This window comes from Streptomyces sp. NPDC002133, assembly GCF_040296405.1.
Classification (GTDB): domain Bacteria; phylum Actinomycetota; class Actinomycetes; order Streptomycetales; family Streptomycetaceae; genus Streptomyces.
Map to the genome: position 1 here is coordinate 67726 of NZ_JBEOXF010000028.1, position 24857 is coordinate 92582.

The 24857-nt window shown below is 72.1% G+C and carries 18 protein-coding genes, 5 tRNA genes, 1 pseudogene and 1 riboswitch; of the genes and pseudogenes, 14 read left to right on the forward strand and 10 right to left on the reverse strand.

The genetic code is table 11. From position 1 onward, the window contains the following. Window positions 1-42: 42 nt before the first annotated feature. The 4 genes from ABT078_RS24625 to ABT078_RS24640 form a co-directional block, all read right to left on the reverse strand. Window positions 43-116 (reverse strand) — tRNA-Phe (locus tag ABT078_RS24625). A gap of 22 nt (window positions 117-138) precedes the next feature. Continuing rightward, window positions 139-213: transfer RNA gene (locus tag ABT078_RS24630), tRNA-Asp, on the reverse strand. Between the two features lie 46 nt (window positions 214-259). Continuing rightward, a tRNA-Glu gene (locus ABT078_RS24635) sits at window positions 260-332 on the reverse strand. A 226-nt stretch (window positions 333-558) separates the two neighbouring features. Beyond that, the gene (locus ABT078_RS24640; RefSeq protein ID WP_502981292.1) at window positions 559-2172 is read right to left on the reverse strand and encodes a metallophosphoesterase family protein; all 1614 of its coding nucleotides are present in this window, start codon (window positions 2170-2172) and stop codon (window positions 559-561) included. Window positions 2173-2243: 71 nt separating this feature from the next. Between ABT078_RS24640 and ABT078_RS24645 the strand changes: the two genes are divergently transcribed. The 5 genes from ABT078_RS24645 to ABT078_RS24665 all read left to right on the forward strand — a co-directional run bounded on the left by ABT078_RS24645 (window position 2244) and on the right by ABT078_RS24665 (window position 6606). Further along, a complete protein-coding gene (locus ABT078_RS24645) occupies window positions 2244-2594 on the forward strand; it encodes a metallopeptidase family protein (RefSeq protein ID WP_267245427.1) in 351 nt (116 codons plus the stop codon). Window positions 2595-2699: 105 nt separating this feature from the next. Further along, window positions 2700-3335, forward strand: a complete 636-nt coding sequence (locus ABT078_RS24650; RefSeq protein ID WP_351231202.1) for a hypothetical protein — start codon at window positions 2700-2702, stop codon at window positions 3333-3335. 208 nt (window positions 3336-3543) lie between these two features. Beyond that, the gene (locus ABT078_RS24655; protein ID WP_351231204.1) at window positions 3544-5760 is read left to right on the forward strand and encodes a DEAD/DEAH box helicase; all 2217 of its coding nucleotides are present in this window, start codon (window positions 3544-3546) and stop codon (window positions 5758-5760) included. 45 nt (window positions 5761-5805) lie between these two features. Next, complete coding sequence (locus tag ABT078_RS24660) at window positions 5806-6396, forward strand: FG-GAP repeat domain-containing protein (protein WP_351231206.1); 591 nt, start codon at window positions 5806-5808, stop codon at window positions 6394-6396. A 137-nt stretch (window positions 6397-6533) separates the two neighbouring features. After that, window positions 6534-6606, forward strand: a tRNA-Lys gene (locus tag ABT078_RS24665). Window positions 6607-7361: 755 nt separating this feature from the next. On the opposite strand, the gene ABT078_RS24670 is transcribed toward ABT078_RS24665, so the two are convergent. Next, the gene (locus ABT078_RS24670; RefSeq protein WP_351231208.1) at window positions 7362-9626 is read right to left on the reverse strand and encodes an FG-GAP repeat domain-containing protein; all 2265 of its coding nucleotides are present in this window, start codon (window positions 9624-9626) and stop codon (window positions 7362-7364) included. Between the two features lie 245 nt (window positions 9627-9871). On the opposite strand from ABT078_RS24670, the pseudogene ABT078_RS24675 reads away from it, so the two are divergent. The 7 genes and pseudogenes from ABT078_RS24675 to ABT078_RS24705 form a co-directional block, all read left to right on the forward strand. Further along, window positions 9872-10107: pseudogene (locus ABT078_RS24675) on the forward strand (mobilization protein); the annotation flags it as partial. A 345-nt stretch (window positions 10108-10452) separates the two neighbouring features. Continuing rightward, window positions 10453-10941: an FBP domain-containing protein gene (locus tag ABT078_RS24680; protein WP_351231210.1), complete on the forward strand. Its 489-nt coding sequence runs from the start codon at window positions 10453-10455 to the stop codon at window positions 10939-10941. A gap of 54 nt (window positions 10942-10995) precedes the next feature. Beyond that, a complete protein-coding gene (locus tag ABT078_RS24685) occupies window positions 10996-11196 on the forward strand; it encodes a DUF5988 family protein (RefSeq protein ID WP_351231212.1) in 201 nt (66 codons plus the stop codon). 184 nt (window positions 11197-11380) lie between these two features. Beyond that, window positions 11381-11454: transfer RNA gene (locus ABT078_RS24690), tRNA-Met, on the forward strand. Between the two features lie 123 nt (window positions 11455-11577). Further along, window positions 11578-12327 (forward strand): MerR family transcriptional regulator, encoded by a 750-nt coding sequence (locus ABT078_RS24695; protein ID WP_351231214.1) that lies wholly within the window; start codon window positions 11578-11580, stop codon window positions 12325-12327. Between the two features lie 320 nt (window positions 12328-12647). Next, window positions 12648-13817, forward strand: coding sequence for a PP2C family protein-serine/threonine phosphatase (locus tag ABT078_RS24700; protein ID WP_502981293.1), 1170 nt, complete (start codon window positions 12648-12650; stop codon window positions 13815-13817). A gap of 250 nt (window positions 13818-14067) precedes the next feature. Beyond that, window positions 14068-14203, forward strand: a riboswitch (cyclic di-AMP (ydaO/yuaA leader). 11 nt (window positions 14204-14214) lie between these two features. Continuing rightward, window positions 14215-15273, forward strand: a complete 1059-nt coding sequence (locus ABT078_RS24705) for a M23 family metallopeptidase (RefSeq protein ID WP_351231216.1) — start codon at window positions 14215-14217, stop codon at window positions 15271-15273. Between the two features lie 248 nt (window positions 15274-15521). Here the strand turns inward: ABT078_RS24705 and ABT078_RS24710 are convergent, their stop codons facing one another. The 4 genes from ABT078_RS24710 to ABT078_RS24725 form a co-directional block, all read right to left on the reverse strand. Next, window positions 15522-16871, reverse strand: a complete 1350-nt coding sequence (locus ABT078_RS24710; RefSeq protein ID WP_351231218.1) for a PrsW family intramembrane metalloprotease — start codon at window positions 16869-16871, stop codon at window positions 15522-15524. 85 nt (window positions 16872-16956) lie between these two features. Continuing rightward, complete coding sequence (gene trmB / locus ABT078_RS24715; protein ID WP_351231238.1) at window positions 16957-17727, reverse strand: tRNA (guanosine(46)-N7)-methyltransferase TrmB; 771 nt, start codon at window positions 17725-17727, stop codon at window positions 16957-16959. Between the two features lie 266 nt (window positions 17728-17993). Continuing rightward, the gene (gene lhgD / locus ABT078_RS24720; RefSeq protein ID WP_351231220.1) at window positions 17994-19223 is read right to left on the reverse strand and encodes an L-2-hydroxyglutarate dehydrogenase; all 1230 of its coding nucleotides are present in this window, start codon (window positions 19221-19223) and stop codon (window positions 17994-17996) included. Window positions 19224-19352: 129 nt separating this feature from the next. After that, the gene (locus ABT078_RS24725; protein WP_351231222.1) at window positions 19353-20837 is read right to left on the reverse strand and encodes an NsdA family TPR-like regulatory protein; all 1485 of its coding nucleotides are present in this window, start codon (window positions 20835-20837) and stop codon (window positions 19353-19355) included. A gap of 718 nt (window positions 20838-21555) precedes the next feature. Between ABT078_RS24725 and ABT078_RS24730 the strand changes: the two genes are divergently transcribed. After that, window positions 21556-23703: an asparagine synthase-related protein gene (locus ABT078_RS24730; protein WP_351231224.1), complete on the forward strand. Its 2148-nt coding sequence runs from the start codon at window positions 21556-21558 to the stop codon at window positions 23701-23703. 478 nt (window positions 23704-24181) lie between these two features. Here ABT078_RS24730 and ABT078_RS24735 read toward each other — a convergent pair whose 3' ends face one another. Then, window positions 24182-24580 (reverse strand): NPCBM/NEW2 domain-containing protein, encoded by a 399-nt coding sequence (locus ABT078_RS24735; RefSeq protein WP_351231228.1) that lies wholly within the window; start codon window positions 24578-24580, stop codon window positions 24182-24184. Between the two features lie 67 nt (window positions 24581-24647). Here ABT078_RS24735 and ABT078_RS24740 point away from each other — a divergent pair. Continuing rightward, window positions 24648-24857: hypothetical protein (locus tag ABT078_RS24740; RefSeq protein WP_351231230.1), on the forward strand; the 210-nt coding region annotated here is incomplete at its 3' end.

Consider the following 24857-nt stretch of genomic DNA (forward strand, 5'->3'; position numbering starts at 1 on the left):
GAAGATCTTCGACGAGGGTGTTTGCCCTGATGGGGGCGATTGTGGCTGGGGCCGGGGTCGAACCGGCGACCTTCCGCTTTTCAGGCGGACGCTCGTACCAACTGAGCTACCCAGCCACGCAGCTCTTGCGAGCTGCAGCGGTCCTGACGGGATTTGAACCCGCGGCCTCCACCTTGACAGGGTGGCGAGCACTCCAAACTGCTCCACAGGACCAGAGGTGATGCATTGTGCGAGACATAGTCTCGCACACGGTGATGCGTGCCCCCAACGGGATTCGAACCCGTGCTACCGCCTTGAAAGGGCGGCGTCCTGGGCCACTAGACGATGAGGGCTAAGGGCCCACCTGGGCGCTTCGCAGCGCGTCGGGGACGTGAGAAGCATATGGGATGCGGGGAGCTATCGCCAAAACGCTTTTCTCGGGGGTTCGGGCGTGGCCCCCCGAGGGGCGCAGCGCGGGGGCCGGGGTTCGCCTCCCGGGGAGGGCGGCCCGGCGGCCCGGCGGCGCCCCCCGCAACGGCGCGGTGGGCCCGGGGCACTCGCGGAACGACACGGCGGGAGTCACTCGGACGGCGTTGCCGAGGGGGATCCGGGCGGCGGTCCTGTCGCGGGTTCGGGGGTGGCCAGGTGGCGGCTGACCTCGGCCGTCGTGAGGCCCAGGCCGCCCAGGGTGATCTCGTCCCAGGCCTGGAGGCGCCGGGTGTCCCGGTCGAGGTAGAGGACGGAGGCTCGGACCTTCTCGGGCTCGTCGTTCTGGACCGCGCGCAGGCCGCCGCCGCCCGTGGAGCCCTCGATCTTGAGGCGGGTGCCGAGGGGGAGGAGCTCGGTCTCGCGGTGGTGGACGTGGCCGGCCAGGACGAGCGGGACCTCGCCGTCGGTCTCGCGGGCAGCCACGGGGTTGTGGGCGACGGCGATGTCGACGGGCGTTCCCGCGCTGTGCTGGTCGCGGAGGGCGGAGGCGAGGCGGATGCCGGCCATGCGTTCGGCGGGGTCGCCCTGGGGCCGGGTCGAGCGGTCCGGGGTGAACTGTGGGTCGCCGGTGCCGGCCACCCGCAGGCCCGCGACGGTGACCGCGCGGCCGTCGTCGAGGACGTGGACGTTCTTCAGGCGTTCCAGGTACCGCTGGGTGGTGGGCGAGTCGTGGTTGCCGCGGACCCAGACGTAGGGCGCGCCGAGGTCGGGGATCGGGTCGAGGAAGGTGTTCTCGGCGGCGGTGCCGTGGTCCATGGTGTCGCCGGAGTCGATGACGACGTCGATCTCGTACTGCTCCACGAGCGAGCCGATGATGTGCCACGCGGCCGGGTTGAGGTGGATGTCGGAGACGTGCAGGACGCGCATCGTGCCGGGGTCCGGCTGGTAGACGGGAAGCGTGGACGTCGCGTCGTACAGCTTCGTGACGTTGGTGACCAGGCGCGCCAACTCCTTCTGGTAGACGTCGAATTCGGTGACGATCGAGCGTGCGTTGCCGACGACGGAGGGGGCCGAGGACAGCAGTCCCGAGAACTTCGGCTCCAGCACGGACTTCGGGTTCCAGGTGGCGTACGCGCTGATGCCCGAGGCCGCGAGGAGTACGAGTGCGAGGCCGCCCGCCGCGAGCGCCCGGCGCGGGCGGCGGTAGACCGCGAGGCCGAGGGCGGTGGCGCCGGAGACGACGGCGACGCACGAGCGCCACGCCAGCTCGCGGGTGCCCGCCGTGACGTCCTGGCTGACCTCGGACTGGAGCCCCGAGAGGCGCTCGGGGTGCTCGACGAGGGCCTGGGACCGGACCGGGTCGAGCCGGTCGACATCCACGTCGAGGCGGATGGGCGCCACATGGGATTCGAGCTCCAGGGCGCCGAGCGGCGAGACGTTGATCTTCGTGCCGCCGGTGAGGGACGGGCGCAGGGTCATCGTCGTGTCCATCGGCCCCACGGGCGTACCGACGGCCCCGACGACGAGCAGGCCGAGCCATGCTCCCGTCAGGACGACGACGATCAGGGCGAGGGCGCGGGCGTAGGGACGTGTGGGGTGTGTGGGGTGCGAGAGATTGCTGGGGGTGTCGGGGAGAGGCTGGGCGAGGGTCACGGTGGGGCTCGACCGGCGGCGCGACCGGGCCCGGAGTGTTGACCGGGGCCGGTGGTACCGGCGCGTGATGTCGGTCAGGAGGGCAAGAAGCCGTTCACGAGCGCGGACCATTGGTCCCGTATGCCCAGGCTCGGGGTGGGCTATGCCCGCGGCCGGGGACGGGTGTGCGTGACAATGGCCGGGTGCTGGAGATGACGCGCGAGGAGTTCGAGGAACTGGTCGCCGAGGCGCTGGACAGGATCCCGCCGGAGCTGACGCGGCTGATGGACAACGTCGCGGTGTTCGTCGAGGACGAACCCACCGCCGACGATCCCGAGCTGCTGGGGCTCTACGAGGGGACTCCGCTGACCGACCGCGGCGAGTGGTACGCCGGCGTGCTGCCGGACCGGATCACGATCTACCGGGGGCCGACGCTGCGGATGTGCGAGTCGCGGGAGGACGTCGTCGCCGAGACCGAGATCACGGTGGTCCATGAGATCGCCCATCACTTCGGTATCGACGACGAGCGGTTGCACGCGCTGGGCTACGGGTGAGTTCTTCGCTCCCTCGCGGCAGCCGAGGGGGCTCCGGGCGTGTCCCTCGCAGGGCAAAGGGAGTTGGGCAGGGAAACCGCGTCCCGTGTCCCGGAGGTGCCGCTCGTGCGCCAGTTGTCCGCCCCCGGCCGTTGTGCCGTATGGATCGCCACCGTCCTGACGGTCGCGGCCTCCGCAGGCTGCATGAGCATCGGCGACGACGGCGGCGAAGGGGCGCCCGCGAAGTCCCCGCAGCAGAAAGGGGTCGCGGCCGAGCCCGACGGTGGCGGAGCCGCGCAGGGCGGTGCTGGTGGGCACGGTCGTACGGGCATGGGCGGAGCGGCGCAGTCCGGCGGGGCCGCGAGCAAGGGCGGTGAGGATGCGGGAGCCGGGGCGAGCCCGAGCGCGTCCGTGGCGCCGTCCGCGCAGCCGCCGAAGGGCGGTGGCAGCGGGAGCACCGGGAGTGTGAAGCCCGCCGATCCGCAGGGGCCCACGCCGCCGGCCGGTGAGCCGACCTCGTCGGCGGATCCCACGCCGCCGGCCGGTGAGCCGACCTCGTCGGCGGATCCCACGCCGCCCGGCCCGGACCCGTCGGGAGAGCCGACCGACCCGCCGTCGGCGTCGCCCGCCGCCGACACGCAGATGGGCGCGATGCGTGCGGCCGACGAGAACTGGGAGGGCGCGCGCGCCGAGCCGACGGCATCACCGCAGATGGAGCCCGCGTCGCGGGTACGGGGTCCGGGCGACGGGCGGTGGATGTGACGAGCGCCGCAGTGAGGTGGTTTGCCTTCGGGGGTGGAGGGTGCGTATGGTGGTAGATCGTTTGATCCCATTTGCCCGGCGCCACCACAGAAGCGCGCCGCGTGTGGCGCGTACTCTCCCTTGCCGTGGCTGACCGCATTGAGGCGGTCGAATTGCGAATCACGGAGTTTGGGCGCGTGCCGAGACTCCGGAAGGTTTCGCATTTCGCATGTCCATTTCCAGTTCTGACCGTGCCGTCCTGCCCCTGAACGACGAGATCGTCGACGTCGTCGAGGTCGAGGTCGAGGAGGCCGACACGGCCGCTGACGCCACTCCCGAGGCGACCTTCAACGACCTCGGACTCCCCGAGGGCGTCGTCCGCAAGCTCGCCCAGAACGGCGTCACCGTCCCGTTCCCGATCCAGGCCGCGACCATCCCGGACGCCCTGGCCGGCAAGGACATCCTCGGCCGTGGCCGTACCGGCTCCGGCAAGACCCTCTCCTTCGGTCTCCCGCTGCTCGCCACGCTGGCCGGCGGACACACCGAGAAGAAGAAGCCCCGCGGCGTCATCCTCACCCCCACGCGTGAGCTCGCGATGCAGGTCGCGGACGCGCTCCAGCCGTACGGCGACGTGCTCGGCCTCAAGATGAAGGTCGTCTGCGGCGGTACGTCCATGGGCAACCAGATCTACGCGCTCGAGCGCGGCGTCGACGTCCTCGTCGCCACCCCGGGCCGACTGCGCGACATCATCAACCGCGGTGCCTGCTCGCTCGAGCAGATCCAGGTTGCGGTCCTCGACGAGGCCGACCAGATGGCGGACCTGGGCTTCCTGCCCGAGGTCACCGAGCTGCTCGACCAGATCCCGACCGGCGGCCAGCGGATGCTGTTCTCCGCGACGCTCGAGAACGAGATCGACACGCTCGTCAGGCGCTACCTGGTGAACCCGGTCAGCCACGAGGTCGACGCCGCCCAGGGCGCCGTCACCACGATGACCCACCACGTCCTCGTCGTGAAGCCGAAGGACAAGGCGCCCGTCACGGCCGCGATCGCCGCCCGCAAGGGCCGCACGATCATCTTCGTCCGTACCCAGCTGGGCGCCGACCGCATCGCCGAGCAGCTCGTCGACGCGGGTGTGAAGGCGGACGCGCTGCACGGCGGCATGACGCAGGGCGCCCGTACCCGCGTCCTCGCCGACTTCAAGGACGGTTACGTCAACGCGCTCGTCGCCACCGACGTCGCCGCCCGCGGCATCCACGTCGACGGCATCGACCTCGTTCTGAACGTGGACCCGGCCGGTGACCACAAGGACTACCTGCACCGCTCCGGCCGTACCGCCCGCGCGGGCCAGTCCGGCACGGTCGTCTCGCTGGCGCTCCCACACCAGCGCCGCCAGATCTTCCGCCTGATGGAGGACGCGGGCGTCGACGCCTCGCGCCACATCGTCGGCGGGGCCGGCGCGTTCGACCCGGAGGTCGCCGAGATCACCGGCGCCCGTTCGCTGACCGAGGTCCAGGCCGACTCCGCGAACAACACCGCCAAGCAGGCCGAGCGCGAGGCCGCCCAGCTCGCCAAGGAGCTGGAGCGCGCCCAGCGCCGTGCCGCCGAACTCCGCGAGGAGGCCGACCGTCTGATCGCCCGCGCCGCGCGGGAGCGGGGCGAGGACCCGGAGGCCGCGGTCGCCGAGGTGACCGAGGCTGCAGAGGCGGAGGTCGTGGCCGCGGCTGCCGTCGTGGCGGAGCCGGTGCGCGAGACCCGCGAGGAGCGTCCGTCGTACCGCGACGACCGGGGCAACTACGAGCGCCGTGACCGTCGTGACAACGACCAGGGCGGCTTCCGTCGCGACGACCGTCGTGACAACGACCGTGGCGGTTTCCGCCGCGACAACGACCGTCCGTCCGGTGGTTTCCGTCGGGACAACGACCGTCGTGACGATCGTCGTGACAACGACCGTGGCGGTTTCCGCCGGGACAACGACCGTCGTGACGACCGCCGGGACGGCGACCGCGGTGGCTTCCGCCGGGACAACGACCGTCCCTCGGGTGGTTTCCGTCGGGACAACGACCGTCGTGACGACCGCCGGGACGGCGACCGTGGCGGCTTCCGCCGTGACGACCGTCGCGACGACCGCGGTGGCCGTTCCTTCGAGCGCCGTGACAACGACCGTCCGTTCAACCGTGACCGCCGTGACGAGCGCCCCTCGGGCGGCTTCCAGCGCCGCGACAACGACCGTGGCTTCGAGCGCCGTGACCACCGCGGTGGCAGCGACCGTCCGTTCAACCGTGACCGCCGCGACGACCGCCCCTCGGGCGGCGGCTTCCGCTCCGCCGGCCACGACCGCCCGTACGGCCGCCGTGACGACCACCGCGGCTCCGGCACCGGCACCGGCACCGGCTCGTTCGGCGGCGGCCGCCGTGACGACAAGCCGCGCTGGAAGCGCAACGGCTGACGTCGACGCCTGATGGGCGGTTGATCGACGCCTGACAGACGCCTGATGAGCGGGCCCGTACAGCACTTCGGTGCTGTACGGGCCCGCTACGACGGCGGTTGCCAGTCGAGCGGCGTGCAGGCCGGCTCTTCGTACACGTCCCTCGGCACGGGCTGGAACGTCCACAACGTCCTCACCTCGCCCGGCGACATCACCGGCGACCGGCTGCCCGACCTGGTCGCGCGCGCCGCGTCCACGGGTGACATCTGGCTGTACGCGGGCAAGGCGGACGGCCTGCTGAAGTCCGGAGTGAAGATCGGCACGGGCTGGGGTGCGTACAAGAAGGTCGTCGGCGTCGGCGACCTGAACGGCGACGGCAGGGGCGATCTGCTCCTGCAGGACGGCTCCAACGAGCTGTGGCGCCTCTACGGCCGCGACAACGGCACGTTCAACAGCCGCGTCCTGGTCTTCAAGGACTGGGGCGCCAACCGCGACACGATCGTCGGCATCGGCGACCTGAACCGTGACGGCAAGGCCGACCTGGTCTCCCGCGACACGGCGGGCAACCTCTGGCGCAACGACGGGAACGGGGCGGGCTCGTTCGGCTCCTCCAAGCTGCTCGGCGGCGGCTGGCAGGCGTACAAGAGCATCTTCTGAGGCTCCCGGGGCACCCACCCCGACGCACGTCCCGACACCCGCTCCGATGTGCCCCCGGCTCCCCCGCCGGGGGCACACCGCCAATACCCGATCGGCTGGTCGGTGCGGTCCGGCTATGCTCAGGGGTGTTGTGCCGAGGGCCGTTAGCTCAATTGGCAGAGCAGCGGACTTTTAATCCGTTGGTTGTGGGTTCGAGTCCCACACGGCCTACCGGACCCCTTGGGGTCGGAACCCTCGTTGACCTGCGTCGACGGGGGTTCTGTCGTTTCCGGGGCCTGCTCGGCGGCGAGATCCTCAGGCGAGGTGGTCACCATGTGGTCAGGCTCGTCATCGGCAGGCGCGGACTGCACCGTCTGCCGGGCCCGCGGCACGAGCGCGGAGCGCGGTCCGCTGCGTCCCGCCCGACTCCACCGAGCAGGTGCGAGTACGTGTCGGACGTGATCGTGATCGTGATCGTGGAGTGTCCGAGCCGCTTCGACACGATCGCCATGTCGACGCCGGCCGCGAGCATGAGCGACGCCTGCCCATGGAGCAGATCGTGCAGCCGCACCCGGCGCGGACCGGCAGCGTCGACCAGGGCGACGAACAGCTTCGTGACGTCGTCCGGCGCAGCGGATCGCCGTCCTCGCGGGCGAACACGAGACCGTCGTCGACGCACGCCTCGCCCCACGCCTGGCGCGCTCTATGAGCAGTTGCCGGCGGAGGCTCGCCGACGGGAGCCGATCCCCGCCGCGCCCGCGTGTGGCGCTGTGGACCGGACGTCATGGACCGTATGAGCGTCGAGGACGCGGCCCGCACCTGCTATTCGCCGGGCTGCCGTCGCTCGACGAACTCGGGGCCGCGAAAGCCGTGGCGGAGTTCGACCGGCCGTTCCCGAGTGCTCGACGGGCCCGCACGGAAACTGCGCAGCGCGGGCCCGTCGAGGTCACCGAGCCGGAACGCTCCCCGGTCGGTGGGCACAGCTCTCAGAGCAGCGACTTGTACGTCTGCCAGCCGCTGCCGATCTTCACCCGGGCGGAGAAGATGCCGGAACCCGTGCCGTTGTAACGCCACAGCACACCAGCCGTGTCCCGCGCCACCAGATCCACCTTGCCGTCGCCGGTGATGTCACCGACACCGGCGATCGCGTTGTAGATCTGCCACCCGGACCCCACTTTCACCCGGCCCTTCAGCGTGCCCTTGCCCGTGCCGTCGTACCGCCACAGCACACCAGCCGCGTCCCGGGCCAGCAGGTCACCGGCCTTGTCGCCGTTCAGGTCACCGACACCCACGACCGCGTTGTAGATCTGCCACCCGGGGCCGACCTTCACCCGGGCCCTGAACGCGCCCGCGCCGTTGTCCGCGTACAGATACAGCTCGCCCGCCGGCGTACGCGCCAGCAGATCGGCACGCCCGTCACCCGTCAGATCACCCGGCGAGGTCAGCACGTTGTAGATGTTCCAGCCCGAACCGATGACGCGCTTGGCCCCGGTTGGCGCGAACGCCTTGCCGCAAGCCCCGTCGTAGCGCGTCAGCACACCCGAAGAGTCCCGCACCAGCACGTCGTTGCACCGGTCGCCGGACAGATCCCCGAACGGGACGACGACCGAGGCCGTCGGCCAGCCCGCCGCCGACACGCCCGTACCGAAACCGCCCGTGCTCGTACCCGTACGCACCGCCAGCGACCCGCCCGACGTCAGGCCCAGCAGATCACCCCGGCCGTCACCGCTGAAGTCACGCCACTTGGGCACCGGCTTGGGCGGAGCGGGGGGAGCGGGCGCGGTGGTGGCGGCGCGCACCTGGGTGGTCGCGTCCCTGGTGTCCTGCGCCCACATGGTGGCCTGCGTCCACACAGCGACGGGGCGGTTGCCGGCGTCCACGGTGACCTGGCCCTGGCTGTTGCCCTGGGTGTTGGTGCTCAACCGGACGGGCGAGGTCCAGACCCCGTTCACCCGGGAGGCGGTGTACAGCGCGTACGTGGGGCTGTCGCCGGGAACCTCCTGGCGCCAGACGGCATGCGCGGTGCCGTCCGCACCCACCGTCAGGTCGAATCGATCGTCCAGCACGTGGTAGGTGGAGAGCTGCTTCACGGCGGACCACGTGCCCGTGGCCGCGGACCGTGTGGTGGCAAGCACGACGACGCTGCCGACGGCGTCGCGGCCGCCCCAGAGCACGGTGATGTCGCCCTCGGGGCCGACGGCCAGGTCCCGCACGGGCAGGACCCCGACACCGGGGATCGGCTCCGCAGCTCCCCACGTGCGGCTGCCGGCCGGCCGCTGCGCGAGCATCGTGGACTCGTACGCCGTCCACACCAGCGCGGCCCGGCCGTCCCTGCCCAGCGTCAGCGAGCTGCCGTCCACGTAGATCCCGGACTCCGGACCCGGAGCGTAGACGGTGACCGGTGCGGACCAGTCCTGGCTGTCGGCCGCCAGGTCGACGACCTTGACGGAGTGGCCGTAGTGAGCGGAGGTCTTCTCGAAGGACAAGGTCGCCGTGCCGTCGACCGCGTACACGAGCTGGGGACTGGTGACGTCCGGCTGTCCCGGCGTGCCGACGTCGATCTGCGCCGGCTGCGACCAGGCGGCACCGGGCGCCGGGCGGACGGACGAGAAGAGGCCGAACCACGACGGGTCGCTGGTCAGGTCCCGCCAGACGGCGACGAGCTTCCCCGAGGGCGAACCCACCAGCCGCGCGTCCCGGATGGCGTCCGAGGCGGCGATGTCGGACGGGTCCGACCAGGTGGTGGCACCGGCCGCGAGCACGGACATCCGGAAGACGCCGCCGAGCCTCTCACCGTCGGGCGGGATGTCGTTCCGGTACTCCGTCCAGGCCGCGATGACGGAACCGTCGGCCGAGGTGACGAGCTGAGCACCACCTCGCGCTGTGGGGGTCGTGGCCAGCACATGCGGCGCGCCCCAGACGGTGCTCCCGGCCGCGCGAACAGCCACGACCAGCTCACGCTTGCTCTTGTCGGCGGGCTTGCGGTTCCACAGCGCGACGACGGCTCCGTTCTTGGCCGTCTTCACGTCAAGGACGTCTTGGATGGTGGTGCCGTCCGTCAGCGGTACGGACGCCGCCCACGGGTCGAGCGCCGCCGCGGTGGCGGTGGCGGCGACAGCCGTCCGGGCGGCCGGAGCGGCGAACGCGGCAGGGATGCCGGTCGCGGCGATACCGAGCCCGAGGACAGGTACGAGTGCGCTGCCGAGAACCCGGCGTACGGTGGTCCGCCGGGGCTGAGTGTGGTGACTCACTGGTGTCTCCATGGATGTGACGGACGCATGGAGAGGACGCGGCACGATCTGCCGCGGTCGACACTGTGAAGTGGTGAACCCCCTGGACCAACCCCCCATGCGGTGGGGGGAGAGTAACACCGGCGCCAGGGACGGCCATCCAGCCCTGGCTCCAATCGTGACCACCACGTGAGCACCCTCACCGTGACCAGTGGCGAAGTGCCGGCTGTCGGATGCCGAATCCGTAGGAACCACAGGCCGGACGAGTCCCTCGACCTCGACCTCGCATCCTCACCGACCCCGCCTGGCCCGCCCTCACCACCGCACTCGCCGACGCCGAAGCCCGCGGTCACCAACCCCACCAGCTCCTCCAGCAAGCCGCCGCCCAGCGCGAACCGACCACAGCGCGCCATCCCGCCCGGTCCTGATCACCCCCATCCACCACGCCGGCCGAAGCCCCGCCGCCAACCCCCGCGCCGAGGCCGCCCGCCGACGCTCGACCATCGCGGTCCGCATCCACGCTCGGCCGACCCGAGACGATCAGCGCTCGAAGCTGCCCATCGTCCTCGGCAATGACAACCGCCGGCACCGTCGACAGATGTCGCGAACCGACGCGGGGCTTGCCGTGCGCAGTAGAGCCGGCAGAAGCCGTCGACCCACTCGTTGCCGTCGTCCATGGCGGTCGGCGCGGGCAGCCCGCCGCGGGCGAATTCGGCGATCCCGGGAATCACCCTGTGCGGTCGCCCCCGTCAGGCCGGCGCGAGCCGACATGAGGAGCGGGCGCTGTCTGTGCCTAGACGCATTAATTATTTGCCTAATGCCTTTAGGGAAGCTTAGCGTCGGAGGCATGAAGGCACTGACCGAACAGGACATCCGCGCATCGTTCGTCAACTGCTCGAAGGGTGAGGCCAAGCGGCTGGCCGTCCCGCGCGATCTCGCCGAGCAGCCCTGGGACGACCTCGACTTCCTGGGGTGGCGTGATCCCGCCGCGCCCGACCGGAGCTATGTCGTCGCCGAGCGGGACGGCCGAATCGTCGGGGTGTCCCTGCGCTTCCCGTCCCGGCAGCGCGGCTATCTGCACCGCAGCATGTGCTCCCTGTGTCTGACGACCCACCCGGGAGGCGGCGTCTCGCTCATGACCGCCCGCAGGACCGGCCAGGCGGGCCGCGACGGGAACTCCGTCGGCATCTACATGTGCACCGACCTCGACTGCTCCCTCTACGTACGCAGCAAGAAGCAGTCGGTGCCCGGCGGGCGCCTCCAGGAGTCGCTCACGGTGGAGGAGCAGATCGAGCGCACCAGGGGGAATCTCCATGCGTTCCTCGATCGGCTGTGACCCGACGTGATCCGACAAGGTGCATCGGGTGCCAGTCGCGGGAAAACTGGACTTATGACTAGCAAGGCACTCCTGGAGGGTGGCCCGGAGGATCTGTCAGGACAGATCGTGCCGATCACCCCTCCCGGACAGGAGCTGAAGATTCCGCACCGCGGCGGGTACGAGCACTTCAAGGTCACGTCGCGCCATGAGGACAGCCCGGAGGGGCGGCTGCCCGTGTACGAATGGTGGGAGCGCACGGAAGTCGCCGAGTAGGCCCCGCGGCCCGCGGGACGTGGACGTGAGGGACCCGGTCGGACGCCCGGTACAGGCCGGGCCCTGCCGGTGTGATGGGGGTCGTCCGGAACTGCCCGGCAGCCGCACAGGAGCCGCCCGCGGCACCCCGCGACCGTAAATGGAGTGGATCTTGCTCCTGATGGCGTAAGGTGGTGTTCACCGACGCGGGGTGGAGCAGCTCGGTAGCTCGCTGGGCTCATAACCCAGAGGTCGCAGGTTCAAATCCTGTCCCCGCTACTCAAGGCCGAAGGCCCGGATCCTGATGGATCCGGGCCTTCGGTGCGTCTGGGTCCGGCCGCGCCGGGCCCAGCCCGCTCGCCGCTTGACCTTTACGCAACGTCAAGTTCTAGCGTGAAGGGCATGGAGTGGTCGATCCAGGAAATCGCCAGGAAAGCCGGTACGACGAGCCGCACGCTCAGGCACTACGGGGAGCTGGGGCTGCTCGTGCCGAGCCGAATCGGCAGCAACGGCTACCGCTACTACGACCAGGACGCCCTGATCCGGCTGCAGCGCATTCTGCTGCTCCGCGAGCTGGGGCTCGGGCTGCCGGCGATCGCGCAGGTCCTGGAAGGACAGCGGGACACGGCCGCCGCCCTGCGCACCCATCTGAGGTTGCTGGAGCAGGAGCGGGAGCGCATCGGGCGGCAGATCGCCTCGGTGCGGACCACTCTCGACCGCACGGAGAGAGGAGAGGAACTCATGGCGGAAGAAGTCTTCGACGGCTTCGACCACACCCAGTACGAGGAGGAGGTCACCGAGCGCTGGGGCCGGGATGCATACGAGAGGGGCGACCGCTGGTGGCGTTCGCTCAGCGCCCAGGAGAAGCAGGCCTTCCAGGACCGGCAGGCCGGGATCGCCCGTGACTTCGGCCAGGCGCTCAAGGACGGGCTCGCAGCGGACAGCGACGAGGTGCAGGCGATCGCGCAGCGGCATGTCGAGTGGCTGTCGGTGACGGTCACGCCGACGAAGTCGTACGTCATCGGGCTCGGCGAGATGTACGTCGCCGACCCGCGCTTCGCGGCGAACTACGACCGGCACGGCGAGGGCGCGGCGGCGTTCGTTCGCGACGCGATCAAGGTGTACGCGGAGCGCAACCTCGGCGACGACTGACAACGACCGGCGCGGGCTGCCGCGGAGGCCCACGACGGCCCACGACGGCCCACGGAGGCCCGCGAAGGGCCACAGCGGGCCACGACGGGTGACGGCGGACGACGACCGCGCCCGACCGAGACCCGTTGTTCCCGAGGTCACCAGGAGGGCCCCCTGGTGACCGGCGGCCCGGACCGCCCGATCGGTCGACGTGGCACCGGACGCAGACCCGGGAGCTAGCCCGGTTGGCCGACGGCGATTCGCTGCGCTGCGCGGCTCCGGCCAGCCTGGGTGGGGCACGGTAGGTCCGCACCGTGGGCGGACCGGGCAGGAGACCATCGGTGGGGCAGCGAACAGGCGACAGCGACGACGGCATCGGCGATGACGGCGCCGCGCCGCGCCGGGACGGCGGCCGCCGGATCGCCCAGGTGCTGCCCGTGCTGCTGATCGTGGGCGGGATTTTCTTCGATGTGGCCACCCCGGCGTCGTACACCGCATCGCCGCTCTTCGCCGCATCTCCGCTGGTGGCCGCGCCCTTCTTCTCCCCGCTGTACACCCTGCTGGTCGGCGTCGGCGCCCTCGCGGCGGAAGCGGGGCTGCAGGTGTACAACGGCACGTTCACCGAGATCCCGTCGGTGACCGAGATGCTGACCGTGCTCACCGTCGCCGTGATGGCCCTCTTCATCAACCAGGTCGTACGTCGCGGCAGCGCGCGACTCGCCTCCGCGCGCGTCGTCGCGGAGGCCGCCCAGCGGGCCGTGCTGCCCTCGCCCGCCGCGCGGATCGGCGATCTGCAGATCGCCGCGCGGTACGAGGCGGCGCAGGCGGACGCGTTCATCGGCGGCGACCTGTTCGCCGTGCAGGACACTCCGTACGGGGTGCGGCTGGTGGTCGGGGACGTACGGGGGAAAGGGCTGAACGCGGTCGAGGAGGTGGCCGTCGTGCTCGGTGCGTTCCGGGAGGCGGCCGAGCAGGAGCCCACCCTGGAGGGGGTTGCGCAGCGGCTGGAGCGGGCGCTGAAGAGAGGTGGCACGCGGCGCTCGGAGCCCGACGTGTTCGAGGGGTTCACCACGGCCCTGCTCGCCGAGATCCCGCGCGGCGTCGGACGGGTGCGGGTGGTCAACCGGGGCCATCCGCCGCCGCTCGTGCTGCACGCGGACGGCGTGCTGGACGTGCTGGAGCCGAGCGAGCCCGCGCTGCCCCTCGGCATGGGCGATGTCGGCACCTGGCCGGACCGGGTGGACGAGGCGGCGCTCCCGGCCGGGGCCACGCTGCTGCTCTACACGGACGGGCTGTCCGAGGCGCGTGACGAGCACGGCACCTTCTACGACCCACGCGAACGGCTGAGCGGTCGAATCTTCCCCGGCCCCGAGGAACTGCTGGACGCGGTCGTCGCCGACGTGCAGCGGCACACGAACGACGGGTCGACGGACGACATGGCGCTGCTGGCGGTCAGCCGACCGGGGGAGCGGCAGCCGGAGCGGCGCCGCACGATGCCGGTGGTTCCCTGAATCGCCCACGGCTCCTCCTGTCGCGACGGAGCGTGATCGAAAGGAAGCCCTCCGCATAACATTTGATGCACCGTCAGAAACTGGGGGGTAGGTGAGGGGAGGTCAACTCGCCCGTTTCCCCCCTCTTGTGCCCGGAAAGTCCAGGCCAAAGTCGTTAACGATCAGTGGGAACGGCTTGGAATACCGCCCCGGTGTCTATTAACGTTCGATAACGCAGCGCGGTCGTCCCAGCCGTCGCAAGAGACGGCACCGCGCGCACGCGCCGAATTCCGCAAGGGAACCGGGGAACCACCAATTGGGGTGAATCGGGCACTTTATGGTGCTCGTAGGAGACCTTCCTGCTCCGAACCCGTCAGCTAACCCGGTAGGCGAGAAGGAAGGAAAGGAGCACGCCTCCGTGGCGTCCAACGAGCCTGCCCTCCAAGAGCCTCCCACCACCGAATGGTTCCCCGCCGGCGAGTGGGTCCCCACGGCCGGCGCGGAGGAGTGGAACCCGACCGAGGAGTCCGTCCGCCCGGTCCGAGGCAGGCACCGCGTCGTCAAGCAGCGCAACGGGCTCGCCCGGAGCTCCACCGTCCTCGGGGTCGGCGTCATCGCCGCGGTCGGCGCCGGCGGCATGGCCACCGCGCAGGACAAGCCCGCCGTCTCCATATCCCTGCCCGACACCATCACGGACAACCTCCCGGACGCCAAGTCGCTGCCGGGCGTGGGCTCCCTGATGTCGGACGGGTCCGACGAGCAGGACGGCAACGGGAACGCGGCGCCGCTCACCGCGCTCTCCGTCGCCGACACGGCGTCGGCCACGGACGGCGGGGAGAACGCGGCCGGCGCGGGCGAGGCGCTTCGCGCCCGCATCCTCCAGCAGGCCGAGCAGCAGCAGGCCGAGGCCGACGCCGAGGCGAAGGCCGCCGCGGAGAAGGCCGCCGCCGAGAAGGCGGCCGCCGAGGCGAAGGCCCAGCAGACCGAGGCCGAGGCCGCGGCCGCGGAGGCGAAGCGGCTGGCCGAGGAGGAGGCGGCGCGCAAGGCGGAGGCCGAGCGGCTCGCCAAGCTCGCCGCGAGCTACTCCCTGCCGACGTCCTCTTACACGATCACCTCGACCTTCGGCCAGGCCGGCTCGATGTGGTCCTCCGGCTACCACACCGGCCTCGACTTCGCGGCGCCCACGGGTACGCCGGCGAAGGCCGTGCACGGAGGCACCGTCAAGTCGGCGGGCTGGTCCGGATCCTACGGCTACCGCGTGGTGCTGGAGCTCGAGGACGGCACCGAGATCTGGTACGCGCATCTGTCCTCGATGACCGTGTCCGCCGGACAGACGGTCACCACCGGCGAGACGATCGGCCGTGTCGGCGCGACCGGCAATGTCACCGGACCGCATCTGCACCTCGAGGTGCACACCGCGGGCGGCACCGGGATCGACCCGTCGGCGTGGCTGCGCGACAAGGGCCTGAGCATCTGACTCACCGCTTCGGCGGTTCGGCGGCTTGATGCTTCGGTGCTTCGGCGGTTCGTGATGCGCCGAAGCCCCGATGCCCCGATGCGTCGTACGACTCCCGACGTTGGCGTTCGCGTCCACGATCACGCTGCACGTCGCTTTTCACGCTCATATCGCTTCGCCCGATTCCGGGCGTCCGTTCCGGGCGTTTCCTCGCGCTCGTACGACCCCGGCAGCCCTGGCGGCACCCCCCCGACGTCAGGGCTGTCGGCCTATCCCCGGTACGGGTTGTAGCCCCCGTAGTCCCGGTACGGCGCCGGAGCCGGGGCCGGAGCCGGAAGCAAGACCCTGCCCGACGCCTGGGCGGCGTACGTCAGGGCCGGGGACGCGATGTGCTTGCGCTGCCAGAGGTGGTGGAGCAGTTCCTGCTCGCGGGCGACGAAGTCCGGGCCCGCCGTGCCTCGGTGGGCGCGGTGGCGCAGGAACGCGAGGGAGGTCGCGAAGGCCTCGTACTCGGACACGGCGCGGGCGGCCGCGGGGCCGTGGGTGCGGCCCGCCATGTCGCGGGCCATCGTGCGCGCCCGCATGGAGGACAGGGCGAGCGGCTCGGCGGGGGAGAGCCAGCCCGCCGCGGCGTACGCGGGGAGCTGGGCCGCGACGGTGCGGAGCTCACGCTGCCGGGTCCAGACCGCCAGCCAGGTCAGCAGCCCGAAGGCCGGGACCATGAACGCCGCGTACACCGCGTAGAAACCCCACGGGCCGAACACCCCCGAGCCGTTCCACAGCGCATGCATGCCCATCGCCAGCGCAAGGCCGAGCAGCGGCAGCGCGGTCCTGCGGAACCTCCGCCGCCGTGCCGTGATCGCCGCGAAGCCGAAGCCGATGCCGGTCAGCACGGTGAAGAGCGGATGGGCGAACGGCGACATCACGATCCGTACGAAGAAGGTCGCCGCGGTGACGGACGCGAAGCCTGAGTGGCCGAACTCCTGGTCCTCGCCGAACGCGTTGCCGAGATAGAGGATGTTCTCGGTGAAGGCGAAGCCGGTCGCGGTGAATCCGGCCACGACGACCCCGTCGACGATCCCCGTGAAGTCCCGGCGCCGGAAGAGGAAGACGAGCAGGACGGCGGCCGCCTTGGCGCTCTCCTCCACGATCGGGGCGATGACGGTCGCGCCGATCGTGTCCGCTGATGTCGGATCGGCCGTCGCGGTCGCTATCCACTGGGTCGCGAACGAGTTCGCGATGATCGCCACGAGCGCGGCGGCGCAGGCCCCCCAGGCAAAGGCGAAGATGAGGTTCCGCCACGGGCCCGGCTCGACGCGGTCCAGCCAGCGGAACGCCGCCATCAGCAGCGGGACCGGCAGCACGGCGAGGCCGAGGCCCACCAGAAAGCCCTCGGTGCCGGTCTGCTCGCGCACGAGCGCGAGGATGACCAGGCCGGAGAGGCCGAGCAGGGTGACCAGGGCCCCGGCCCGCAGGGCCTTGCTCCGCCAGAGGGCGCGGCTCGGCCGGTAGCGCCACTGCGCACGCGCCGGCACTGCGTCGAACAGGGGCTGTTCGTCGCACGCCGGGACGGCGGGGTGCGGCGCGGCCGGTTGCGGCTGCGGGGACCAGTCGGACACGCGACGACCCTAACCAGGGGCACTGACAGTGCGCGACGGGGTTACGCGACGGACTTGCCCGGCGGGTCGGGCGGCGCCCGGGGTGCTACCTGCGGCGGAACAGCAGGTCGTGCACCACATGCCCCTTGTTCAGGCCCTGCCCCTCGAACCGGGTCAGTGGCCGGAAGGCGGGGCGGGGCGCGTATCCGCCGTCCGCCTGGGTGTTCTCGAAGCCGGGGTGTGCGGAGAGGACCTCGAGCATCTGCTCGGCGTACGGCTCCCAGTCGGTCGCGCAGTGCAGTACCGCGCCCGGCTTCATCCGGCTCGCGGCGAGCGTGAGGAACTCGGGCTGGATCAGCCGGCGCTTGTGATGGCGCTTCTTCGGCCACGGGTCCGGGAAGTACACGCGGAGCCCGTCGAGCGCGTCCGGGGTGAGCATCTCGCGGAGCAGGATGATCGCGTCACCGTTGGCCACACGGACGTTGGTGAGGCCCGCGCGGTCCGCGAGCCCGAGGAGATTGCCCTGGCCCGGCGTGTGCACGTCGACCGCGAGGATGCCGGTACCGGGGTCGGCGGCGGCCATCTGGGCGGTCGCCTCGCCCATCCCGAAGCCGATCTCCAGGACGACCGGCAGTCCGTCGAACATCTCGGCGAGATCGAGGGTCCGCAGCCCGTCGATGTCCAGCCCCCAGGTGGGCCACAGCCGCAGAAGCGCCTCGCCCTGGCCGGCGGTCACCCGGCTCCGGCGCGGCTGGAAGCTGCGGATCCGGCGCTCGTGGTGCGACCCGGCCGGATCGGCGGCGGGCCCGCCCGGGAACCGCGGCTCGCCCTTCGGGCGGGGACCCTTGGTGGTGACGTTCTCGAACTCAGACACAATGCCCCGATTGTACGGCGGGTGGTGTGTGCCTGCGGCGGGCTTCTCTCCGCCCTGGTGCCCCGCGGCAGGCGGGGCTCGTCCGGAGTCGTCCGATGACGGACAGGCTCGTCCGGAGTCGTCCGATGACGGACAGGCTCGTTCCGAGTCGTCCGATGACGGACACCCGGGCTGTACGGACGGTAGCGGGCAGGCAGGCGTCGCACGGCCGCGGTCAGGGCACGGGCGGGGCCCTGGTCCGCATGATCAGAATGATCAGAGGCAGCGCCTCACGCCAGGTGTGCCAGCGCCCGCCTTGCCACCTCGCGGCCGATCGGGAGCGATGCCGTCGCCGCCGGGGACGGTGCGTTCAGGACGTGGACCGTGCGAGGGGCCTCCTTGATGAGGAAGTCGTCCACAAGGGTCCCGTCCCGCAGCACCGCCTGCGCCCGCACCCCCGCCGCCACCGGCCGCAGGTCGTCCTCCGTCACCGCGGGCAGCAGCCGCTGCACCGCCTCCGCGAACGCGCGCTTCGACAGCGAGCGGTGCAGCTCGCCCGCGCCGTACCGCCAGTGGCGGCGGGCGATCCGCCAGGACCCGGGCCAGCTCAGCGTCGCCGCGAGCTCGCGCGGGTGGAGCGTCGACCAGCCGTATCCCTCGCGGGCGAGCGCCGGCACCGCGTTCGGACCGACGTGGACAGCGCCCTCGATGCCCCGGGTGAGGTGCACACCGAGGAAGGGGAACGCGGGGTCGGGCACCGGATACACCAGCCCGCGCACGAGCTCGGGGCGACTCAGCTCGTAGTACTCCCCCCGGAAGGGGACGATCCGCATGCCGGGCTCGTCGCCCGTGAGCCGCGCGACCTCGTCGCAGTGCAGCCCCGCGCAGTTCACCAGGACCCGTGCCCGGACGATCCTCCCCCTGCCTTCGGCGCGGGGACCCCCGGAGGACGTACGGACCGCGACACCCCACGGGCGCCGGTCGACGGCCCGGACCTGCTCGCCGTAGAGGACCTCCGTGCCCGAGGCGCCCGAGGTCTCCGCGAGCTGCGCCGCGACCGCGCCGAAGTCGCACACCCCGGTCGTCCCGACATGGATCGCCGCGACGCCCTGCACCTGCGGCTCGTACTCCGAGATCTGCGCGGGGCCCAGCTCGCGCACCGGAATCCCGTTCTCCCTGCCGCGCTGCACGAGGGCGTGCAGCCGCGGCAGCTCCTCGCGCCCGGTGGCGACGATCAGCTTTCCGGTGACCTCGTACGGAATTCCGTACTCCGCGCAGAACTTGACCATCTCCGCCGCGCCCCGCACGGCGAACCGCGCCTTCAGCGACCCCGGCCGGTAGTAGATCCCGCTGTGGATCACCCCGCTGTTCCGCCCGGTCTGGTGGCGTGCGGGGCCGGACTCCTTCTCCAGCACCACGACGGAGGTGCCGGGCGCGGCGCGCGTCAGGGCGTACGCCGTCGACAGACCGATGATCCCGCCGCCGATCACCAGCACGTCGCAGTCGTATGCCGCCGTCATGACACTCCTCCCGCCCCCGATAGTGCACTGGCCCAGTGACAATCGCGTTAAACCAGGTGGGACACGCCACACGGATCGGGTACGGCTGGCCCGTACCGGCTACAGCCGGGCCCGTACCGGGGGTACGGCCTACGCAGGGGCCATCAGCAGCGGCCGTGCCCGCTCCCGCAGCTCCGCCACGCGCGGCTCGTCGCCGTACGGCTCCAGTCGGTGCAGCAGGTCCCGTACGTACTCCGTCGTACGCGCGGACGAGATGCGGCCCGCGACCTCCACCGCCCGCGTCCCCGCCGCGCACGCCGCGTCCAGGTTCCCCGACTCCAGCTCGGCCACGGCGCTCACGACGAGCCGCAGCCCGTGCGACCGTACGAACTCCTCCGTCGGCCGGGACAGCGCCTGCTCGGTGAAGCGGCGGACCTGGCGGGGGGCCTTCAGGTCGCGGTAGCACTCGGCGGCGTCGGCGGCGAACCGGTCGTACGAGTAGAAGCCCAGCCAGGACGGGTCGGGGTCGCCGTCGCGGGCCCGCTCGAGCCAGGCCTCCGCGGCCTTCAGCGCCGCACCGGCCGTGGCCGCGTCGCCCGCCTTTGCATGCGCCCGGGCCTCCACGAGGCGGAAGAAGCTCATCGTGCGGGCGGTGGCGAGTCCTCGGTTGCGTTCCGCGGCCGCCTGGGCGAGGTCCACCCCCTCGTCGGCGAAGCCCCGGTACGTCGCCTGCAGCGACATCGACGCGAGGACGTACCCGCCGAGGGGGACGTCGGCGGCGGCGCGGGCGAGGCGCAGCGCCTGGATGTAGTACCGCTGCGCCGCCTCCTGCTGGCCCGTGTCGAAGGCCATCCAGCCGGCCAGCCGTGTGAGCTCCGCGGTCGCCCCGAACAGCGCGCGGCCGACCTCGTCCGAGTACGAACCGAGGAGCAGCGGCGCCGCGTCGACGCGTAAGCACTCGGGAACCATGGACGAACGCCAGTCCCCGCCGCCGTACTTGGAGTCCCAGCGGCGCGCGTCCTCAGCTGCCTCGCGCAGCTTGGCGACATCGGTGTGGCCGACGCGGACGTGGCCGTCCTCGGACGTGCCCTCTGCGGCCGGAACGTCGGAACCTCCGTCCGCGGAATGCTCCGTCGACCGTTCGCCCGCGCGGTCCGCGTTCCGCTCCACCGAAGGATCCGCGGGGGTGATCAGCCAGCGGGACGCGGGCGTCGCGTACGCGCTCACCGCGAACGAGCCTGCCAGCGACTGCCAGATCCCGCCGCCGCCCGCCCGCCGCCCGGCCAGATCCAGCCGGTACAGCTCGGTGGCCGACTTCACCGCCTCGCCCACGTCGCGCGGGAAGGCGAGCCCGACCTCCGGGGCCGGGTCGGCGTCCGCGAGTCCGATCTCGTGCAGGGGCACGGGGCGGCCCAGCTTCTGCCCGATGGCGGCGGCGATGAGATGGGGCGCGGCGCCCTGCGGCACCATGCCCTTGGAGACCCACCTGGCCACCGACGTCTTGTCGTAACGAAGGGTCAGACCCCGCTGCGACCCGAGGTCGTTGACCCGCCGGGCGAGGCCGGCGTTGCTGATTCCCGCGAGGGCGAGAACGGTGCCGAGTTTGTCGTTCGGCCCGCGTTGCTCCCTGGACATGCGCCACCCCTCGACACACAGACGGCCGCCGGGGCGCCCGGTGCAGGCGCACGGCATTCGTGCTGCGTTCTCCCCCGGGGACGCCCCTTTGATTCCCGGCCGCAAGAGCGCGTGGCCGAGCCCCTCGGAATATGCACCCCCTGCGGAGAACAGCAGTGACACACAGCGTAGTTCGCCGGATCCCGACCGTTAAGGGGTGGTGTTCCGTATGGCGGGATTGTTGTGCGTTCCGGGTCGATCCCGGCCGTCGTCGTGCTCCCGGTGTGTGGCCGTGCGCCCGTCCGTGCGCTCTCGCCCGGCCGTGGCGGGAGCGCTTCCATGAGTGCTGCGTGGGTCGGCCCGCTGGCGCAGGGTTCCAGTGGGCTGGGGGAACACCGCCGCCTCAATCCCCGCGGGTGGCGGACCGGTCCGGGAGGCGAAGGGCGCCTCCCGGACTGTGCGTATGGCGAGAGTGTCGGACTGGCGTTCGGTTTCGTGATGTTCGGAGAATGGCCGAATTTCACCCTTCCTTCGCGTACTCTCCGCACCTTCCGGAGCGTGGCGCTGTTGCCTTTCGGACCGACGGCAAATGGCCAATGCCAGAGGCGCGTTCACTTTTTGCGCACGCGACCCGGAGCCCCTCCTGTGCGCCGTTGTCGTGGCAGCATGTCCTCATCGAAGTGTGCCGAATCGGGTGGTCCGAGGGTGCCGAGGGTTGTCCACAGGCTGTGGAGGCGCGATGCGGTGGCTGGTGGGGTGGAGCAGTATCGCCGCAAGCTTCGGGACGGCGGGCTCCGTCCGCACCACCACCGGAGCGAGTGCCGGAGCCAGTGCCGGAACGGGCCCTTCGAACACCGGCGACGAGAGCCGCACCGTCCACCCCGACGGCGCCCAGCTGCTCTGGGGTGACCCCGATCCGCTCTGGGCGGTGGGCGACTGGCGGCCGGACGAAGTGCGGGTCGTCACGGTCGACCCCTTCACCCGCCTTGCCGTACTGGGGTGTTGCGCCGCCACGGACGAAGAACTCCGCGTCGGCCTCTTCGCGGCGCGGGGCGGCGCGCTGAGGCATCTCACCGCGTGGGCCGGCAGCTACACGGCTGTGGTGCAGGTCGGCCGCCGCATCACCATCGCCGGAGACCTGGCCGGTGCGCGGCCCGTCTTCTACACGCCCTGGGCCAACGGCACGGCGTACGCCACCGCCGCCCTCCCCCTGGCCGACCTCATCGAGGCCCAGCTCGACATCGGGTACCTGGCCGCGCTGCTCGCCTGCCCCGAGACCCCGGAGGCGCTGCGCGACTCCACCCCGTACGCGGGCGTCAAGCGCATCCCGCCCGGCCATGCGCTGATCCTCCGCGAGGGCTCGCGCGAGATCACCGGATACGAACCGGTCGCCTCGCTCGCCGTCGCCGCGCCCCAGCTCGAGGTGGACCGGGCGATGGACGCGATGCGGGACGCGCTGGTCGACGCCGTGCGCGCGAGACTCACCGCGCCCCGGCACGCGCCCGAGACACTGCCGCCCGACCCCGGTCCCGTGCCGGGGATGGGCCCGGCGGAACGGCGCGCGGCACGGGGCGCGCCCGCGCCCGGCATCGGCGCCGACCTGTCCGGAGGCAGCGCCTCCGGGACGCTGGCACTGCTCGCCGCCGGGCTGCCCGGGGTGCCGGGCACGATCCTCGGGCACGGTACGGGGGCGGGCGAGCGGCTGCTGGCCGTCACCTTCAACGACCTGACCGGCGGCACCGGGCGGGAGGCCGAGCTGGAGCGGGCCCGGTCCATCGCGGAGAACCCGCGCCTCCACCACGTCGTCGTCGCCGCGGGTGAGGAGTCGCTGCCGTACGCGGACCTGGAGTCCGGGCCGCTGACGGACGAGCCGGGCCCCTCCCTGGTCCTGGCGGAACGGCACCGGCGCCGGCTCGCCGCGGGCAGCGCGGACCACTTCACGGGTCTCGGCGCCCGGCAGGTCCTGGACGCGCATCCGGCCCGCCTCGCCGACCTGCTGATGGACCGCCGGCGCCGGCCGCTGCTGCGGCCCGTCTCGGCGCTGGCACGGGCGCAGGGGGCGTCGGCGGGGTCGCTGCTCGTTCCGCTCACGGTGTACCGGGCGGCGCGGCGGCTGGCCCGTACGCCGTACCGGACCGGCCTGGAGTCCGCCGCGGCCCACCTTCCTTCGGCCAACCGGGCCACCGCCGCGGTGAACGGGCCGCTGGGCGCGTCCCTGGCCGCCCTCACCTGGTCCAGGCCGGGGCCGGCGGCGCGGTGGCTCACGGGGGAGGCGCTCGCTGAAGTATCGGTTCGTCTGCAGGAGGCGGCGACCCGGCCGACGTCCGTCCAGCGGCCGGGAGAGGCGCGGGCGCGGGCGGCGCTCACGCGGTACGCCGCGGACCACCGGGTCCTGGAGCAGGCCGCGGAGGTGCGCAGCCAGCGGCTGCACGCGCCCTTTCTCGACAACCAGGTCGTACGTGCCGCGCGCGATCTCCCCGAGGCGCTCCGAGTTCAGCCGGGCGCGCGGGCGACGGTCCTGCTGTCGGTCCTCGCGGGCGCAGGCATCCACGACCTGCCGCCGGGCTGGGGCGCGACGTCCCAGGCGGTGACTGCGGCGGCGACACGGGCGGGGCTGCGGCTGGCGCTGCCCGAACTGCTGGCGCTCTTCGACACGCCGCTGCTCGCGGACGCCGGCATCGTCGAAGCACGCGTCGTCCGCAAGGCGCTGCGCGCGGCGTCGGAGGGGGAGCCGGTCCCGCTGGACGGGCTCGCGGACCTCGTCTCCACGGAGCTCTGGCTCCGCCGCCTCCTCGCGCGGCGCGGCACCTGCTGGACAGGCACGGCGGCCCCGCGCAGCCGCGCGGTGGCGGCGGGGGTGCCACCGCGGCCGACGCTGCAGGCGTAGGCCCCCGACGGGGTGCGGATTGCCCCCACCGGGTCGGTTGCCGTCCGGGGCAACCGCGGGGTTCTTGTCCGGGACGGCGAGCTGTGTTCTTCCGGCAGACACCCCCGCCCCCGTGCCGCGTGTGCCACCCGGCACCCCCCGGTGATCGCCCGCGCCGCGCGCCACTCAGGTTCTGTACCACCCACCGGGCCGCAGTCGGGGACAACCGGGCAGGGCCGTGCAGGGGCGGCCCCGCAGAAATCGGGGGGTGGTGCCGGGTGACGCCGTACCATCCGATTTCGAGGAGGCGAGCCCGGAGGGGCTCCGACCCCCGACCCCCAGTCCACCGACAGCAGGCGGGTGCGGTGTCGGCCGGTGCCGTGGCGGGCGTCCGGTGTGTCCGTCCTCAAACGCCGGACGGACTCGGTGCTGATCCGGTGCCCAGGCCTGGTGCGCCTGTGTATACCGACAGACGCCCGGACGCCCGGCCGATGCCTTCTCAGCCGCAGCTGATGCGCGACTGCGCCCAGTCCGCGACCGCCACCGAGTCGAACGGCCTGTGCGGCTCCACGACGAGCCGGATCGTCTTCCGCCCCGAGATACCGACGCTCACCGGCACCGCCGCATCGCCGCCGCGCATCACCGGCGACCGCCACAGCCGCGCTCCGTCCGCGTACACCGAGAACCGCACCGTGCCCGGGCCCAGCGTCATGTCGTCGACGCCGACCAGCGCGTCGTACGAGGTGCACTCGCGGTTCAGGTCGATGGTCACGGTCGACTTCGCGTGGACCGAGATCCCGTGTCCGTACCGGGTGCCGTCGATCGACATGCCCCAGCGCTGCCAGAGCCAGCTGCTCCGGCCCAGCCGCACCTCCGGCCGGGTGTGGTCGCCGAGCACGCCGTACTCCAGCCGGTTGACTTGGTAGACCCGCGGGGCGGGCGCCGGGGGCGGCGGTGTCTTCGGCTTGGTCGCCGACGGCTTCGCATCCGCCGGTGTCGGCTTCGGGGCCGTCTCGGCAGCGGGCGGCTTCGCATCCCCCGCTGCCGGCTTCGCGGTCGGCACGGGCGAAGGCTGCTCCGGCCAGGACCTTGTTGCGGTCGGCGAGGGTGCGCAGTTCGGCGAGGACCTCGGCCTCGGTGCGGGCGTCGGGCAGCCCGAGCGCCTCGGCGCTCTT